Origin of the sequence: Halomonas sp. M4R1S46, from assembly GCF_025725685.1 — a bacterium.
GTDB lineage: Bacteria > Pseudomonadota > Gammaproteobacteria > Pseudomonadales > Halomonadaceae > Halomonas.
In genome coordinates this window covers 4,093,460-4,106,979 of record NZ_CP107008.1, presented here as the reverse complement: position 1 = coordinate 4,106,979, position 13,520 = coordinate 4,093,460, and the positions used below count along the sequence as shown (strand labels likewise).

18 protein-coding genes are annotated in these 13,520 nt (G+C 69.0%); 9 read left to right on the top strand and 9 right to left on the bottom strand.

What is annotated here, in order from left to right:
* Positions 1–213: 213 nt before the first annotated feature.
* Entirely contained in the window at positions 214–954 is a 741-nt protein-coding gene (locus tag OCT48_RS18950; protein ID WP_183383204.1) for a ribonucleoside-diphosphate reductase, read from the top strand.
* A gap of 60 nt (positions 955–1,014) precedes the next feature.
* Here OCT48_RS18950 and OCT48_RS18945 read toward each other — a convergent pair whose 3' ends face one another.
* The 4 genes from OCT48_RS18945 to ubiU all read right to left on the bottom strand — a co-directional run bounded on the left by OCT48_RS18945 (position 1,015) and on the right by ubiU (position 4,111).
* Complete coding sequence (locus OCT48_RS18945; RefSeq protein WP_263590679.1) at positions 1,015–1,293, bottom strand: hypothetical protein; 279 nt, start codon at positions 1,291–1,293, stop codon at positions 1,015–1,017.
* A 153-nt stretch (positions 1,294–1,446) separates the two neighbouring features.
* The gene (locus OCT48_RS18940; protein WP_263590678.1) at positions 1,447–2,193 is read right to left on the bottom strand and encodes an anaerobic ribonucleoside-triphosphate reductase activating protein; all 747 of its coding nucleotides are present in this window, start codon (positions 2,191–2,193) and stop codon (positions 1,447–1,449) included.
* Positions 2,190–3,107: a U32 family peptidase gene (locus OCT48_RS18935; RefSeq protein ID WP_263590677.1), complete on the bottom strand. Its 918-nt coding sequence runs from the start codon at positions 3,105–3,107 to the stop codon at positions 2,190–2,192. Before OCT48_RS18935 ends, OCT48_RS18940 begins: the two co-directional genes overlap by 4 nt.
* 8 nt (positions 3,108–3,115) lie before the next feature.
* Complete coding sequence (gene ubiU, locus OCT48_RS18930) at positions 3,116–4,111, bottom strand: ubiquinone anaerobic biosynthesis protein UbiU (RefSeq protein ID WP_263590676.1); 996 nt, start codon at positions 4,109–4,111, stop codon at positions 3,116–3,118.
* Between the two features lie 187 nt (positions 4,112–4,298).
* Between ubiU and OCT48_RS18925 the strand changes: the two genes are divergently transcribed.
* Entirely contained in the window at positions 4,299–4,691 is a 393-nt protein-coding gene (locus tag OCT48_RS18925; RefSeq protein ID WP_263590675.1) for a ribonucleotide reductase subunit alpha, read from the top strand.
* A gap of 98 nt (positions 4,692–4,789) precedes the next feature.
* Here the strand turns inward: OCT48_RS18925 and OCT48_RS18920 are convergent, their stop codons facing one another.
* From OCT48_RS18920 to OCT48_RS18910, 3 genes are read right to left on the bottom strand one after another with little or no spacing between them, the layout of a single operon-like run.
* On the bottom strand, positions 4,790–5,413 hold the full coding sequence (locus tag OCT48_RS18920) for a hemerythrin domain-containing protein (protein ID WP_263590674.1): 624 nt from the start codon (positions 5,411–5,413) through the stop codon (positions 4,790–4,792).
* 59 nt (positions 5,414–5,472) lie between these two features.
* Positions 5,473–5,979 (bottom strand): iron-sulfur cluster repair protein YtfE, encoded by a 507-nt coding sequence (gene ytfE / locus OCT48_RS18915; protein WP_263592648.1) that lies wholly within the window; start codon positions 5,977–5,979, stop codon positions 5,473–5,475.
* Positions 5,901–6,437 (bottom strand): PLP-dependent transferase, encoded by a 537-nt coding sequence (locus tag OCT48_RS18910; RefSeq protein WP_263590673.1) that lies wholly within the window; start codon positions 6,435–6,437, stop codon positions 5,901–5,903. The genes ytfE and OCT48_RS18910 overlap by 79 nt, the downstream gene beginning before the upstream one ends.
* Before the next feature lie 292 nt (positions 6,438–6,729).
* Here OCT48_RS18910 and OCT48_RS18905 point away from each other — a divergent pair, with 292 nt between their 5' ends.
* On the top strand, positions 6,730–7,437 hold the full coding sequence (locus OCT48_RS18905; RefSeq protein WP_263590672.1) for a succinate dehydrogenase iron-sulfur subunit: 708 nt from the start codon (positions 6,730–6,732) through the stop codon (positions 7,435–7,437).
* Positions 7,438–7,523: 86 nt separating this feature from the next.
* Here OCT48_RS18905 and OCT48_RS18900 read toward each other — a convergent pair whose 3' ends face one another.
* Positions 7,524–8,087, bottom strand: a complete 564-nt coding sequence (locus tag OCT48_RS18900; RefSeq protein ID WP_263590671.1) for a YIP1 family protein — start codon at positions 8,085–8,087, stop codon at positions 7,524–7,526.
* A 138-nt stretch (positions 8,088–8,225) separates the two neighbouring features.
* On the opposite strand from OCT48_RS18900, the gene OCT48_RS18895 reads away from it, so the two are divergent.
* Positions 8,226–8,654, top strand: a complete 429-nt coding sequence (locus tag OCT48_RS18895) for a MarR family winged helix-turn-helix transcriptional regulator (protein WP_263590670.1) — start codon at positions 8,226–8,228, stop codon at positions 8,652–8,654.
* Between the two features lie 153 nt (positions 8,655–8,807).
* Here OCT48_RS18895 and hmpA read toward each other — a convergent pair whose 3' ends face one another.
* On the bottom strand, positions 8,808–9,980 hold the full coding sequence (hmpA, locus tag OCT48_RS18890) for an NO-inducible flavohemoprotein (RefSeq protein WP_263590669.1): 1,173 nt from the start codon (positions 9,978–9,980) through the stop codon (positions 8,808–8,810).
* A 210-nt stretch (positions 9,981–10,190) separates the two neighbouring features.
* On the opposite strand from hmpA, the gene OCT48_RS18885 reads away from it, so the two are divergent.
* The 5 genes from OCT48_RS18885 to OCT48_RS18865 all read left to right on the top strand — a co-directional run bounded on the left by OCT48_RS18885 (position 10,191) and on the right by OCT48_RS18865 (position 13,348).
* The gene (locus tag OCT48_RS18885) at positions 10,191–10,634 is read left to right on the top strand and encodes a globin (protein ID WP_263590668.1); all 444 of its coding nucleotides are present in this window, start codon (positions 10,191–10,193) and stop codon (positions 10,632–10,634) included.
* Between the two features lie 125 nt (positions 10,635–10,759).
* A complete protein-coding gene (locus OCT48_RS18880) occupies positions 10,760–11,956 on the top strand; it encodes an NnrS family protein (protein WP_263590667.1) in 1,197 nt (398 codons plus the stop codon).
* A gap of 5 nt (positions 11,957–11,961) precedes the next feature.
* Positions 11,962–12,348, top strand: coding sequence for a SirB2 family protein (locus tag OCT48_RS18875; protein WP_263590666.1), 387 nt, complete (start codon positions 11,962–11,964; stop codon positions 12,346–12,348).
* A gap of 52 nt (positions 12,349–12,400) precedes the next feature.
* Entirely contained in the window at positions 12,401–12,721 is a 321-nt protein-coding gene (locus tag OCT48_RS18870; protein ID WP_263590665.1) for a carboxymuconolactone decarboxylase family protein, read from the top strand.
* Between the two features lie 174 nt (positions 12,722–12,895).
* Positions 12,896–13,348 (top strand): c-type cytochrome, encoded by a 453-nt coding sequence (locus OCT48_RS18865; RefSeq protein WP_263590664.1) that lies wholly within the window; start codon positions 12,896–12,898, stop codon positions 13,346–13,348.
* Positions 13,349–13,520 lie beyond the last annotated feature (172 nt).

The following is a 13,520-nucleotide window of genomic DNA, read 5'->3' as shown; positions in this document are numbered from 1 at the left end:
GCCTGCAGTGAGGGGCGCCGGGGACAAGCCGAAGAGGAGGTCCGATTCCAGGGAGGGAATCGGTAGCGTCCAAGGAAGGATTCACAGCGCCTCCTCGCAGGCTTGTCGCCGGATCAGCCCCGAGCGATGGAAGCTACCTGCGATCGCCCTGAGGGGTAAACCATTTCGCTTGCTTCTGAACGCTCACCAGCAACTTGTCGGAGGAGCCCGCCGATGACCGTCGAGATCACCTCGAAGATCGTGTCGTACAGCGTCAAGAAGGCGGTGGAAGAGCCGCCGCTGGCCGACGAGAACCCCCTGACGGTGCGCATCCCCTCGCGGCCCGAGGGGACCCTGGAGGCCGTCTCGGAGAAGATCTCCTATGTCGGCGCCGAGGGCCGCAAGAAGGTCTACCTGCTGGTCTCCTTCATGCCCGTGGAGGGCGTGCTGAACGGCAAGCGGGTGGTCATCGAGCGGCCGGTGGAGTTCTTCTTTCCCTCCGGCCAGCTGTCCAGCGAGCACCAGTGGATCACCGCCACCATGCGCAGCCTGTCGCTGGCGGCCCGCGGCGGCTACGTCACCCAGGCGGTGGCCGACCTGCGCAAGGTGGCCTGGGACAAGGGCCTGGTGCGCTGCGGCATGAACCGCTGGGGCAAGCCGATGTTCCACGACTCCGAGGTCGCGGCCATCGCCTGGTCGATCCAGCAGATCCTCTATCGCCGCGGCTTCCTCGACCTGGACGGCAACCAGGTGCCGGTGGAGGAGCTGGTCAGCCGCTATGCCCAGCGCCTGGCCAGCGGCCACGGCTGGCAGCCGCCCAGTGCCGAGGAACTGGATCGGGCCGAGCGCGAGGCCCGCGAGCAGCAGGGCGGCCCTGCCGTGGTGGGCCACTGCCCCGAGTGCAACGGCGAGCTGATCATGATGGATGGCTGCCCGACCTGCTATGCGGGCTGTGGTTGGTCCAAGTGCGGCTAGCCGGATTCCGGTGAACCGGCCATCCCCGGGGCCGCCTCCGCGGCCCCGGACGCGCCAGGCCTAGGCCTTCTTGCCGCCGTCGAAGGTGATATCGAGACGGATATGCCAGTCGGTCGGCGGCAGGCTGACCACCTCGATCGCGTGATCGGTCATCCTCCGGCGCAGGTCTTCATACTCCGCTCCACCGGCCGCCTTGAGCCGGACCAGCTCGTTCTCGGTGTGGCCCTGGCTGCCCAGGTAGTTCTTGGCCGTCTGGCGAAGCGCATCGCCGGTCTCGCCGCTGATGAGCTGGTGAAACTCCTCGTCGGCCATGCTGATGTTCTCGATGACGATTTCCATGCATCGCTCCTTGCTGCGTCGACTGTGTGTGGCGGAACCGTCTGCTGGGTACCCGAGGCGTCGGGTGACGGCTCGGTCCCCGGTGGGCAGCGAGCGGGGGCCGGGAGTTCCGTGACGCCGGGCTTGATTCGGGCCAGGACGGCCCTGGGCCCTTCAGTGACGCAGCGTGAGCCGGGCGAAGTGGGGCCGCAGGCGGCGGACCAGGGTCTCGAGGGCGGCCCACGAGGGGGCACCGGCGACCGGCCGGCGGTAGTCGGGATCCTGGCAGCGCTCGGTGCGGGCCAGCTGCAGCGCGTAGCGACGCACGCCGCAGTCGGCCAGAGTCATCGCCAGGCGTTCCACGTCGGCCAGGTCGAAGTCGCGCCAGTGCAGCGTGGTGCGGCACTCGAAGGCGACGTCGCCGGCGAGCAGGGCCTCGAGGCTGCGGGCATGGCGGCGCCAGACCCCGTCGCGGCCGCCGATGCGGTCGAAGGCCGCGCCGCGGCCCTTGACGTCCAGGGCCACCCAGTCCAGCCAGGGCAGCAGCCGGGCCAGGCGATCGGGGTAGGGGCCCGCCGTATGCAGGCCCACCGCCAACCCCAGTTCCCGGACTCGGGTCACGACCGCCGGCAGGTCGGCGTGCAGGGTCGGCTCCCCGCCGCTGAAGACCACGGCCTCGAGACGGTCCAGGCGGCTGGCCAGGTACGCCTCGACGGCGTCCCACTCGCCGGTTTCCCCCCGGCGTGGGGCCATCATGTCGCCGTTCTCGCAATAGCCGCATTGCAGCGGACAGCCCTGCAGGTAGACCACGGTGGCGCGCCGGCCCGGGAAGGCCTCGGCATCCAGGGTGGTGAGCCCGGCCAGCGGCAGGTGCAGGGGCCGGGCGGGCTCGGCGTCCAGGGACAGGGCAGGGATCATCATGGCGATGCCTCCTCGCGGTGTCGGGTCATGCCGGCCCGACCGTGCCAGTAGCCGTCGCAGAGGCTGGCGTCGACCAGGCGCAGCGGGTCGGGCGTGGGCGGCTCCCCCCGGCGGGCGGCGTCGAAGGTGGCCACGATGTCCGCCATGCCCTCGGCCCGGGGGCTGAGGCGGGCCGCCGCCACGCCCTTCCGGCGCATGGCGGGCAGCTCGTGGCGCAGGTCCTGGCAGGCGCCGGACAGGGTCTGGATGCCGTTGAGCGTGAACACTGCCTGGTCCTCCTGGGAGCGCAGCGCCAGGCCCTCCGGATGCGCCTGACAGACGAAGCCGCAGCGGTCCTTGGGCCGGCGATGGCGCCGGGCGGTGAAGCAGCGCGACGACCACGCCAGCGGCAGGTGCCCATGCGCGAAGACCTCGCAGGGGGTGTCGAGGCCATGGGCCCGGCAGTCCTCGAGCAGCGCCGAGAGCGCCTCCCGGGACATCTCCACCGGGGCCTGCCAGGCCAGCAGGCCCGCGCGGTCGAGCACCCCGATGGCCTGGCGGTTGTAGAGGTTGAGGGCGGCGCCGGCGACGAAGGGCAATCCTCGGGTGATCAGGCCCTGCAGGGCGCTCTGGTCGTTGGCCTCCACCACGAATTCGCCGTTGTCGCACAGCCGGCGCAGGTCGCGCAGGTCGGCCTCGGACTCGATCAGGGTCTGGGAGGCCAGCACCACCCGCTTGCCGGCCTGGGCCAGCTCGCGACCGATCCCCAGCCAGTCGTCGAGCTTCATGTCGCGCCGCCGCGAGCAGACGCTCTCGCCCAGGGTGACGGTCTCGACCGGCCAGTCGGCGGCCTCGCGATAGAAGGCCTCGTAGCGCTCGCGGGTCCAGTAGAAGAGCACCGGGCCCAGGGTCAGTTCCAGTGGCGTGTCGTGCATATGGGCTCCTATTTCCAGCGCCGCTCGTAGGCGCCCAGGGTGGTGGTGGTCCCCTCGGACAGGGTGCCGAGGCCGGCCAGCCAGGCAGGATCGGCATGGAAGCGCGCCGGGTCCCGGTCGAGGCGATCCAGGGCCTGACGCCAGATGCCGGCCACCTTCGAGACATAGGCCGGGCTGCGCTGGCGGCCCTCGATCTTCACCGCGCTGATGCCGAGCTCGGCGAGCTCCGGCAGCAGTTCCAGGGTATTGAGGCTGGTGGGTTCCTCGATGGCGTGGTAGGTCTCGCCGTCCACCGCGAAGCGCCCCTTGCACAGGGTGGGGTAGCCGGCGCGCTCGCCCTCGGCGTAGCGGTCGATCAGTACGCCGCCGAGGCGCGACTCCAGGCCCGTCGGGGTCTCCTCCCAGCGCACGTGCCCGGCCGGGGAGCAGACGCCGCGGGTGTTGGGGGACTCGCCGGTGAGGTAGGAGGACAGGTAGCAGCGTCCCTCGGCCATGATGCACAGGCTGCCGAAGGCGAAGACCTCCAGCTCCACCGGGCTCTGCTTGGCCAGGTCGCGGACCTGGGTGATCGACAGCACCCGCGGCAGCACGGCGCGCTTGATGCCGAAGTGATCGTGGTAGAAGCGCAGCGCCGCGTGACTGGTGGCCGAGCCCTGCACCGAGAGATGCCGGGGCAGGTCCGGGTGGCGGGTCGCGGCGTACTCCAGCAGGCCCATGTCGGCCAGGATCAGCGCATCGACGCCCAGCTCGGCGGCCTGGTCCACGGCGCGGGCCCACTGGGCCCAGCCGTCGGGCTGCGGATAGGTGTTGATGGCGCAGAACACCCGCTTGCCGCGGGCCCGGGCATAGGCGATGCCCTCCCGGGCGCGCCGGTCGGAGAAGTTGAGGCCGGCGAACTGCCGCGCGTTGGTGGCATTCTGGAAGCCGAAGTAGACGGCGTCGGCCCCCTCGTCCACGGCACGCTTGAGGGCGGGCAGGTTGCCGGCAGGGCAGACGAGCTCCATGGCGGTCTCCGGGTGGTGAATACCCGACCATGCTAGTCGCCCATCGACGCCCGGCCTTTGACCCGGGTCATGGCGGGCCCGGGTTGCTCGGCTCCTCGGCGGGCGTGCTCGAGTGCAGGCTTTCCGCAAGCGGCCCCGGCCGGCTACCCTGCCGGCATCCTCTTCCGTTCGCACTCAAGGAGGCCCCATGGCCATCTCGCACTTCACCGACCTGCTCGAGGAGGCCCGCCGCCAGCCCGAGCCGCAGCGCCTGCTGCTCGTGCTGACCCGCGCCGAACTGCCGGACCAGCCGAGCGAGGCGCAACGGGCGCGCTTCGAGCGGGGCGAGGGCGGGGTGCTGACGCCGGTGCTGTGCGTCGACAAGACGCCCGGCGAACTCGGTGACATGGCGGCGCTGGTGGCGGAAGCCGCGGAGACGGGCATCGACTGGGATATCGCCTTCGTCGCGGCCCTGGATGACCCGAGCCACCAGGCGGAGGTCGAGCCCCACCTGCAGCGCATGGTGGAGTCGCTGAAGATGGGCAATATCGACCGCTTCCTGGCCTTCGACCGCCGGGGCGAGGTGGTGAGCTTCCAGTAGGCCGTGGCCAGGCCACGCGCCCCGTGCGCCCCGCGGGAAGCGTCGCCGAGCGGGGCGGATCAGCGCGACGACGTCGACAGATGGGGTCTCCTCAGCGTTCAGGGATGCTGGGCATCGGCATGTGACGCCCGGCCGGCAGCGCACAGCGGGCAGTAGTCGGCCTGCTCGTCATGGCCGAGCCTGAGCCCGGTGCGATCGGTGGCGATCCGTCGGTAGAGTCTCTGGAAGTCGGGAGCGCTCTCGGGCGGGCTCTCCAGCGAGACGCCGAAGTCCATGGCGTCGAGCTCGCGGGCCGGGAAGTGGGCCTCGAGCCGCGGCAGGACCCGATGGTCCTCGGCGTGGAGGTGGTGGTGGTAGAGTTCGCTGAAGGCGCGGGCCAGGTTGAGGACGTTGAGGTCCAGCGCCTCCTCCGGGGTGGCGCGCCACATCCTGTCCTCCAGCTCACGGCCGTAGCGCGCGATGCGGCGGTGTTCCTCGGTGAGCACCGCGAGCAGCTCGCGGTGTTCGGGGGCGCGTTCGGCGAGACGTTCGAACAGCCGCCCCTCCACCCGGCGGTGCCAGGTCTCGGGCTGATGCGTCAGGTAGCGGAAGAGGCCCGCCAGCAGGTGGTAGTCGGGAAGCTCCTCGCCGGCGGCGATATGCAGCTGCCGATCGAGGATGCACAGCAGGGCCGCATAGCGGCGGTGGTCGCCGTGCAGGCGCTCGAACAGGATGGCTTTCATGATGGCCTCCTTGATGCGCCGCCGATTCACGGGCGGCGCGTTCCTGGTGGGCGGGCATGTCACCCGGCACGTTCGAACAGCAGGTTGTTCTCCAGATGGATGTGCTGCATCAGATCGTCGCGGAACTCGCGCAGCCCGGTGTAGAGGGCGCGCCAGGTGGTGCAGGCGCCCTTCGGCGGGGTGATGTCGTCGGTCAGCGCCGCCAGCCGCTCGAGATGCTCGCCGTGGTCGTCATGCTCGTGACGCCTCACCGTGATGGGGCCCCGGGCCTGGGCCCCCAGGCCCCGGCGCAGCATCGGGAAGAGGATCTGTTCCTCCTTCTGCATGTGGCTCTCCATCTCCTGGTGGATCGCGGTGAGAAGGTCGGCCAGGCCGTTGGGGCAGGTGTCACGCTCGCCGTGGACCTGCTCCACCCGGCGCGCCATGCGCACCAGCTCCGGCAGCTGCTGGCGGTGGAGATCGTGGTAGCGGGTCAGGATATGGTCGATCAGCGCCTCGTCGCTGGCCGACTGCCAGTCACGCTCGTCGCTCTCTCCACCCGGCAGCGCCTCGAGCTTGGCGACCAGGGCCTCGGGGGCCAGCCCCGCGCGCTCGGCCGCCTCGCGCAGGCCGAGGCGGCCGTCGCATCCAGGGCCTGACGCAGATCGGCCAGCAGGTCGTCGGCCTCCTCCAGGCCCACCGAGAAGCGCAGCATGCCGTCGGTGATGCCGCGCCGGGCTCGCTCCTCGGGTGTCAGGTCGACATGGGAGGTGGTACAGGGCTGGGTGACCAGACTCTCGACGCCGCCCAGGCTGGGCGCCAGGGCGAACAGCGCCAGGCGATCGGCGACTCGCGCGGCGGCGTCGCGGCCGCCCGCCAGCTCAAGGGTCAGCATGCCGCCAAAGCCGTGCATCTGGCGACGGGCCAGGGCGTGGTCGGGGTGCGATGCCAGGCCGGGGTAGAGCACCCGGGCAATGGCCGGGTGGTCCCGTAGTGCCTCGGCCAGGGTGGCGGGGCCCAGGCGCTGTCGATCGGCTGGTGGCATGCTGACGTCCTGTGATGGCGGGGATGATCTCCAGATTAATCGTCTTCGTGCCTTGCTTGGTCAGGGGGCGACATCCTGGCGCGGTGGCTTGACGCCCGGGGCATGATGTCTAAGCTTTAAGCTGCATACAAAACACATCTTACGCGCGTCTGGCGCTGTCGCTGCAGGTGATGGCGCATCTGCTGATCATCGCCGGGCCGACGTTGATCAAGATCGGCTACGTCATGCGGATCAATGCGCGCCAGCGCCTGCATCTGGCCTACTGAACGAGTCGGTCACGCGAGGATAGGCGATGATCAAGGTACGGCTCTATCGCTATCATCCCGAGGAGGATGCGTCGCCCCGGCTCGAGACGCTCGAGGTGGGCGAAGGCTTCCGCCAGGCCATGGTGCTCGACGTCCTCGAGCACCTCAAGCAGCGGGACCCGACCCTGGCCTATCGGCGCTCCTGTCGGGAGGGGGTGTGCGGCTCCGACGGCATGAGCATCAACGGCAAGAACGGGCTGGCCTGCATCACCCCGGTAGCCGAGGTGCTGGACCGTTCGGATACCCTGATCCTGCGGCCGCTGCCCGGCATGCCGGTGATCCGCGACCTGGTCGTCGACCAGACGCTGTTCCTGCGCCAGTTCGAGAAGATCCGCCCCTGGCTGATCAACGACGAGCCCCCCGCGACCATCGAGCGTCGGCAGAGCCCGGCGGAGCGCGAGAGACTCGATGGCCTCTATGAATGCATCCTGTGTGCCTGCTGCAGCTCGGCCTGTCCTTCCTGGTGGTGGAACCCGGACAGATACATCGGCCCGGCCGGCCTGATCCAGGCCTACCGCTTCCTGGTCGATAGTCGCGACACCGCCACCGACGAGCGCCTGGCCGACCTCGACGATCCCTTCAGCGTGTTCCGCTGCCGGCAGATCGCCAACTGCACCTGGGTGTGTCCCAAGGGGCTCAATCCGATGCGCGCCATCGGCCGGATCAAGGCGATGCTGCTGGCACGCGGTAGCTGACATCCACCACGATGCCCCGTACTGCGGGGACATCGCGGCGGACGTGATGGCGACCCTGCCTATCCGGTACGCCCTGTCATGGACACTCAGTAGGCCCAGACGATGGCCATCAGCATCCCCCAGGCCAGCACCCCGGCGGCCATGACCGTATAGCTCGCCGACATGGCGACCACGTCGTGATCCTGGCGATCACAGAGGGCCTGCAGGCCGTGGTAGACGAGGCTGCAGGAAATGCCCAGGGCCACCAGCACCGCCAGGGCGTTGAGCAGCAGACTGGGGAACAGCAGCATCAGCGAGGAGGACCACAGCGGCAGCGGTGCCAGGGCCGCCAGCAGATAGGCATCATGATAGCTGATCGACATCTCGCGACCGTTGACCACGGCATGGATCAGCCAGCCCATGACGAAGAAGGTCAGCAATTCGGCCAGGAAGAGGATGGTGGTGATGAAGCGCCACGGGCGGTCGCCGAACCCCGCCACGAAGGCGTCGCCATGATGGGTACCGGCATAGTAGAGCAGCAGCGGCGGCAACAGCGACATGGGCAGCACCACACACCAGGCCAGGGTGGCGATCGAAGGCTTGCGTCGCTGGAGTTCCCTCCAGCCCGTCAGGCGGGTGAAGGGCAGTCGAATGACGGTGATGGGGTTCATGGTGCTGCCTCGCGTCTGTCCGTGGTGGGAAGGTTGGTCTTTAAATATCATGTCATGATATTATTCTTCCAGAATTAGGACTCATGGGCTTCCTGTCAAGGGAAAAAGCCCGCTTCGATCGTGTTTCAGGAGAGTGCCATGCCGGATGTGCCCCCCCTGACCAAGCAGGATTTCCAGCGGCTGTCGCATTTCCGCTATCAGCTGCGCTGCTTTCTCAGGCAGAGCGAGGACATCTGTCGGGAGCATGGCCTGACGCCGCTCCAGTACCAGCTGTTGCTGCACCTGATGGGGTTCGAGGGGCGCGAATGGGCCTCGGTGGGTGAGCTGGCGGAGCGTCTCCAGGCCAAGCACCACGGCACCGTGATGCTGGTGGATCGCTGTGAGCAGCTGTCGCTGGTCGAGCGTCGCCCCGGGCGGGAGGATCGTCGCCGGATCGAGGTGCATCTGCTGCCTCGTGGCGCCGAGCTGGCCCGGTGCATCGCCGAGCGGCACCAGCCGGAGCTGCGTCACCTCCAGGAGGAGTTTCACCTGCCCGGCTGGCCCGAGCTCTCCGATGAGGAAGCCTGACCTTCATCAACCCTCGCCCTCACCGCTTCCGGTGCCCAGGAGACCGTCCCTTCGGCAAGGTCGCCACCCTGGCCTTCGACTGCCGAGGCGAGGGGGTGAGCTTCCCGTGAGGTCGGCGGCCCGGACGCAGGCGTCCGGGCCGGAACGACAGGCTCAGGCGGCGTCGAGAGGCTGCGAGGGCCCGAAGTGCTCGTAGTGGCGACGTTCGTCGGGGATGCCCAGTTCGGCCAGGGCCCCGTTGACTGCGGTCATGAAGCCCTGGGGGCCGACGAAGTAGCAGCGCGGCTCGCCGTCGGGCAGGTAGCGGGCCAGCAGGTCGCGGTCGATGCGCCCGATATGTTCGGCGCCGTCGCCCCGTTCGTGGACCGTCACCACCCGCAGCTGCCCGGCATGACGGGCCTCGAGGCTCGCCACTTCCTCGGCGAAGGCATGATGCTCGGCGTCCAGGGCGGCATGCAGGTAGATCACCCGTCGTCCCTGGGCCAGCGCCTGCTGGGCCATGGGCAGCATGGGGGTCTGGCCGACACCGCCGCTGGCCAGCAGCAGCGGCTCCTCGCCTTCCACCAGGGTCAGGTCGCCGGCCGGCGGCAGCAGCGTCAGGCTGTCACCCACCGCCATGGCATCGTGCAGATGCCGGCTGGCGGTGCCCTCGGGCTCGCGCTTGACCGAGATCCGGTAGCTCTCGCCGTTGGGCGCCGCCGAGAGGCTGTAGTGGCGGTAGACCGGCTCGCCGTCGATAACCAGGCGCACGCCGATGTACTGGCCCGGGGCGAAGTCGGCCACCGCCCCGCCATCCGCGGGCATGAGCACGAAGGAGCGGATCACCGCGCTCTCCTGGCGCATTGCGGCGATGCGGAATTCGCGGGGGCCGCGCCAGCCGCCCGGGCGATGCTCGAAGTCGCGGTAGCGGTGGTCCTCGAGCTCGATCAGCAGCCCGGCCAGTTCCTCGTAGAGCGCGCCCCAGGCGTCCGCGATCTCCGGCGTCACCGCCTCGCCCAGCACCTCGCCGATGGCGGCCATCAGGCACTCGCCGACGATCGGATACTGCTCGGGCCGGATATCCAGGGAGACGTGCTTGCTGACCACGGTGGCCAGGGTCTCTCGTACCCGCTCGGGATCGCGGCGCAGCTGGACATAGGCCAGCACCGCGCCGGCCAGTGCCCGGGGTTGGCCGCCGCTGGCCTGGTGGGCCTGGTTGAACAGCGGCTTGACCTCGGGGTAGCGGTCGAACATCAGCGGGTAGAAGCAGCGGGTGATGGCATCGAGGTGCTCGGCGACGACCGGGGCGGTGGCCTCGATCAGGCGTTCCTGGGCGGGTGTCAGCATGAGGATTCCTTCGTACGGGGTGTCGTTAAAGAAGTATCAAAAATACATCTATAGTGACTCATTGGCTACCCGGCAACCTGGTCAAGAATGTCGCAGGGGGCCGGCCGCTTGATCTCGGTCAAGAGAGTCATCTCCCCCCTTCGGATCCCTCCCTCGTCGGGACCCGGCGAGCTAGGCTTGAAGGAGTGCCGAAAGGTCCTGGGAGGAAAGGTGGATATCGAGACGGTCTTCGATGCGAGCTATGCCCGGGTGCTGGAGCGCCAGGTCGACGGGAGGGGCTTCTTCGAGGCCTTCTACGAGCGCTTCGTCGCCGCCTCGCCGGAGGTGGCGGAGAAGTTTCGCCACACCGACATGCATCGCCAGCAGGCCATGCTCAAGAAGTCCTTCTATCACCTGCTGACCTTCTATGCCTCCAGCCACGCCGACTACTACCTGGACAAGGTGGCCATCAGCCACAACCGTCGGCATCTCGACATCCGTCCGTCCCTCTATGACCTCTGGCTGGAGACCATGGTGGCGACCCTGCGCGACTTCGATCCGGCATTCACCGACACCGTGGAACTGGCCTGGCGCCTGGTGATGACCCCGGGGATCGTCTACATGAAGTTCCACTACGAGCGGGACGCGCCGGTCGGCGAGGACGATATCGCCTGAGTGCTCGGCCCCCGGTCCCGGCAAGGGGGGTGACATAAAGAAGCATTATTGATGCATGTCATGGTCTTTCCGGCCCCGCCGGGCGCACAATGGCGATATCCAAGTGTTCCGGTCGGGGATTCGCCATGACAGCCTCCTCTCTCTCGCCGGCGCGCCTGCCCCTGGCCCGCCTCGCCTTCCGTCCCTTCTTCCTGCTGGCCTCGCTGTTCGGGGTGGTCGCCCTGATGGTCTGGCTGGCCTTCTGGCACGGCGACGTGCTGCTCAGGCCCCAGGGTGGGCTGCTGTGGTGGCACCAGCACGAGATGCTGTTCGGCTTCGCCGCCGCCGTGGTGGCGGGCTTTTTGCTCACCGCCGTGCAGAACTGGACCGGCCTGCCGAGCCTGCGCGGCTGGCCGCTGCTGGGCCTGGTGGCACTGTGGCTGGCCGGACGGGTGCTGCTGGCCATGCCCCTGGGGTTGCCGCCGCTGCTGCCGGCACTGGTGGACCTGGCCTTCCTGGTGGTGGTGGCCGCCGTCATGGCCCGGCTGGTGATCGCCGCCCGGCGCTGGCGCAACCTGGTCTTCCTGCCCGCCCTCGGCTTGCTGGTCCTGGCCAACCTGGCGATGCATCTCGGAGTCCTGCAGGGGGATGCCGTGCTGATCCGTCAGGGGGCCTACCTGGCGGTGCTGCTGATCACCGCCCTGATGGTGGTGATCGGTGGGCGAGTGATCCCGATGTTCACCGCCAACCGCCTGGGTCGCGCCAAGCCGGCGCCGCTGCCCTGGCTGGAGCGGCTGACCCTGGGCAGCATGGCGGCGCTGGTGCTGGCCCAGCTGGCCGCCGTGCTGGGCCTGAGCCTGCCCGGGGCAGGGCTCGCCGGCCTGACGGGGCTGGCGGCGCTGGCCAATACCCTGCGCCTGGCCCGTTGGGACGGGCTCCACACCCTGCGCGAGCCGCTGCTCTGGGGCCTGCATGCCAGCTACGCCTTCCTCTGCCTGGGACTGGCCATGTGGGCCCTGGCGGCGCTGGGCGCCTTCCGCGTCGAGCTGGCCGTGCATGCCCTGACCATCGGCGGCATGGGCACCATGATGCTGGCGATGATGGCGCGGGTCTCCCTGGGCCATACCGGTCGCGCCATCGAGAGCCTGCCGGGCATCGGCGTGGCCCTGGCGCTGCTGATCGCCGCCGCCGTCCTGCGCTCGCCGGTGCTGGCGCTGTTTCCCGGCATCAGCCACTGGACCTACAATCTGGGCATCATCTTCTGGTGCCTGGCCTACGCGATCTTCCTGCTCCACTACGCGCTGCCGCTGAGCACCGCCCGCCTGGATGGCAAGGACGGCTGATCCCTATGGAACACTATGCCTTGATCAAGCACCTGCACATGAGCGCCGCCGCCCTGAGTCTCGGCCTCTTCCTGGTGCGGGCCTGGTGGTCGGTGCGGGCCTCGCCGAACCTCGCCCGGCGCTGGGTGAGGGTGCTGCCCCACCTGGTCGATACCCTGCTGCTGGGGCTCGGGGGCTGGCTGATGGTGGCCCTCTCGTTGTGGCCCCATCAGCAGCCCTGGCTGGCCGCCAAGCTGCTCGCCCTGATCGCCTATATCGGCCTCGGCACCCTGGCCATCAAGCGCGGCCGGACGCCGGCGGTGCGCGGCGTGGCGGCGCTGGCCGCCCTGGTCGTGTTCGCCTTCATGGTGGGGGCGGCGGTCCGGCACAGTCCATTGTCCTGGCTGGCCTGAGTCGGCGCTTCCTATACTGAGTGGCGTCACTCACCGTCAGAAGGATGCCCTCATGGCGAAACAGTCGCTTCCCTCCGGCGCCCGCCAGGTGGCCGACCAGCATCCCGAGGTCTGGAAGGCCTTCACGGCGCTGGGCAAGGCCTGCGCCGAGACCGGCCCCCTGGATGCCCGCACCCGCCGCCTGGTCAAGCTCGCCCTGGCGGTGGGCTCGGGCTCCGAGGGCGCCGTGCACTCCCACGTGCGTCGCGCCCTGGCCGAGGGCGAGTCCCCCGAGGCCCTGAAACAGGTGGCCATGCTGGCCATCCCCACCCTGGGCCTGCCCGCCAGCGCGGCGGCGCTGACCTGGATCGAGGACTTCACCGAAGGCGACTGATCCTCGCGATCCCGCTCGGGCGGCCTCGCCGCCCGCCTGTTCCCCTCGAATGCCGCCTTCTTGATCGATGTCATGGTTCTCCCCTGGCCAGAACGCTAGCATTAACATGTATTTTAAATACATGTTTAGTGGCGCGGCCTTCCGGCGGCGCCCTGCGAGCAAGGGGGGAAGTCCATGGCCGAAGGTCTCACCAAGTCGGCGGCCCGCAACATCTTCTATGGCGGGTCGCTGTTCTTCTTTCTGCTGTTCGCCGCGCTGACGGCGCACAGCCACTGGTACATGGTCACCGATTCCACCGACAGTGCCGGGCTCACCGAGTCGGTGGCCCACGGCAAGGAGGTGTGGGAGGAGAACATGTGCATCAACTGCCACAGCATCATGGGCGAGGGCGCCTACTTCGCCCCGGAGCTGGGCAACGTCTGGACGCGCTACGGCGGCCGGGAGAATCCCGAGGCGGCCCGCGCCGGCCTCATCGCCTGGATGAACGCCCAGCCGCTGGGCGCGCCGGGTCGACGCCAGATGCCGCAGTTCGACCTCAGCGACAAGGAGCTCAATGCCCTGGTCGACTTCCTGGAGTGGACCGACGGCATCGACGCTCAGGACTGGCCACCGCATCCGTCTGGCTAAGGTACCTTCACACACGCCCGGCGATGGTGAGCGCCGGGGGCAAGGCGAAGCGAGGGTCTTTTGCCATGGATGGCAAAAGTAGCGCCCACGGAAGGGTTCACAGCGCCCTCGCGGAGGCTTGCCGCCGGGAAAGCTCATCTCTTCAGTCTGGGTGTGAGAGAAGCACCTAGTC

What these genes read in the sequence shown, in the direction of transcription:
- OCT48_RS18895 (WP_263590670.1), top strand. Translation starts at nt 8,226, where the DNA reads ATGCCGGATGTGCCCCCCCTGACCAAGCAGGATTTCCAGCGGCTGTCG.
- OCT48_RS18925 (WP_263590675.1), top strand. Translation starts at nt 4,299, where the DNA reads ATGGCCATCTCGCACTTCACCGACCTGCTCGAGGAGGCCCGCCGCCAG.
- OCT48_RS18905 (WP_263590672.1), top strand. Translation starts at nt 6,730, where the DNA reads ATGATCAAGGTACGGCTCTATCGCTATCATCCCGAGGAGGATGCGTCG.
- hmpA (WP_263590669.1), bottom strand. Translation starts at nt 9,980, where the DNA reads ATGCTGACACCCGCCCAGGAACGCCTGATCGAGGCCACCGCCCCGGTC.
- OCT48_RS18870 (WP_263590665.1), top strand. Translation starts at nt 12,401, where the DNA reads ATGGCGAAACAGTCGCTTCCCTCCGGCGCCCGCCAGGTGGCCGACCAG.
- OCT48_RS18950 (WP_183383204.1), top strand. Translation starts at nt 214, where the DNA reads ATGACCGTCGAGATCACCTCGAAGATCGTGTCGTACAGCGTCAAGAAG.
- OCT48_RS18945 (WP_263590679.1), bottom strand. Translation starts at nt 1,293, where the DNA reads ATGGAAATCGTCATCGAGAACATCAGCATGGCCGACGAGGAGTTTCAC.
- OCT48_RS18880 (WP_263590667.1), top strand. Translation starts at nt 10,760, where the DNA reads ATGACAGCCTCCTCTCTCTCGCCGGCGCGCCTGCCCCTGGCCCGCCTC.
- OCT48_RS18940 (WP_263590678.1), bottom strand. Translation starts at nt 2,193, where the DNA reads ATGATGATCCCTGCCCTGTCCCTGGACGCCGAGCCCGCCCGGCCCCTG.
- OCT48_RS18900 (WP_263590671.1), bottom strand. Translation starts at nt 8,087, where the DNA reads ATGAACCCCATCACCGTCATTCGACTGCCCTTCACCCGCCTGACGGGC.
- OCT48_RS18935 (WP_263590677.1), bottom strand. Translation starts at nt 3,107, where the DNA reads ATGCACGACACGCCACTGGAACTGACCCTGGGCCCGGTGCTCTTCTAC.
- OCT48_RS18865 (WP_263590664.1), top strand. Translation starts at nt 12,896, where the DNA reads ATGGCCGAAGGTCTCACCAAGTCGGCGGCCCGCAACATCTTCTATGGC.
- ubiU (WP_263590676.1), bottom strand. Translation starts at nt 4,111, where the DNA reads ATGGAGCTCGTCTGCCCTGCCGGCAACCTGCCCGCCCTCAAGCGTGCC.
- OCT48_RS18910 (WP_263590673.1), bottom strand. Translation starts at nt 6,437, where the DNA reads ATGCCACCAGCCGATCGACAGCGCCTGGGCCCCGCCACCCTGGCCGAG.
- OCT48_RS18920 (WP_263590674.1), bottom strand. Translation starts at nt 5,413, where the DNA reads ATGAAAGCCATCCTGTTCGAGCGCCTGCACGGCGACCACCGCCGCTAT.
- OCT48_RS18875 (WP_263590666.1), top strand. Translation starts at nt 11,962, where the DNA reads ATGGAACACTATGCCTTGATCAAGCACCTGCACATGAGCGCCGCCGCC.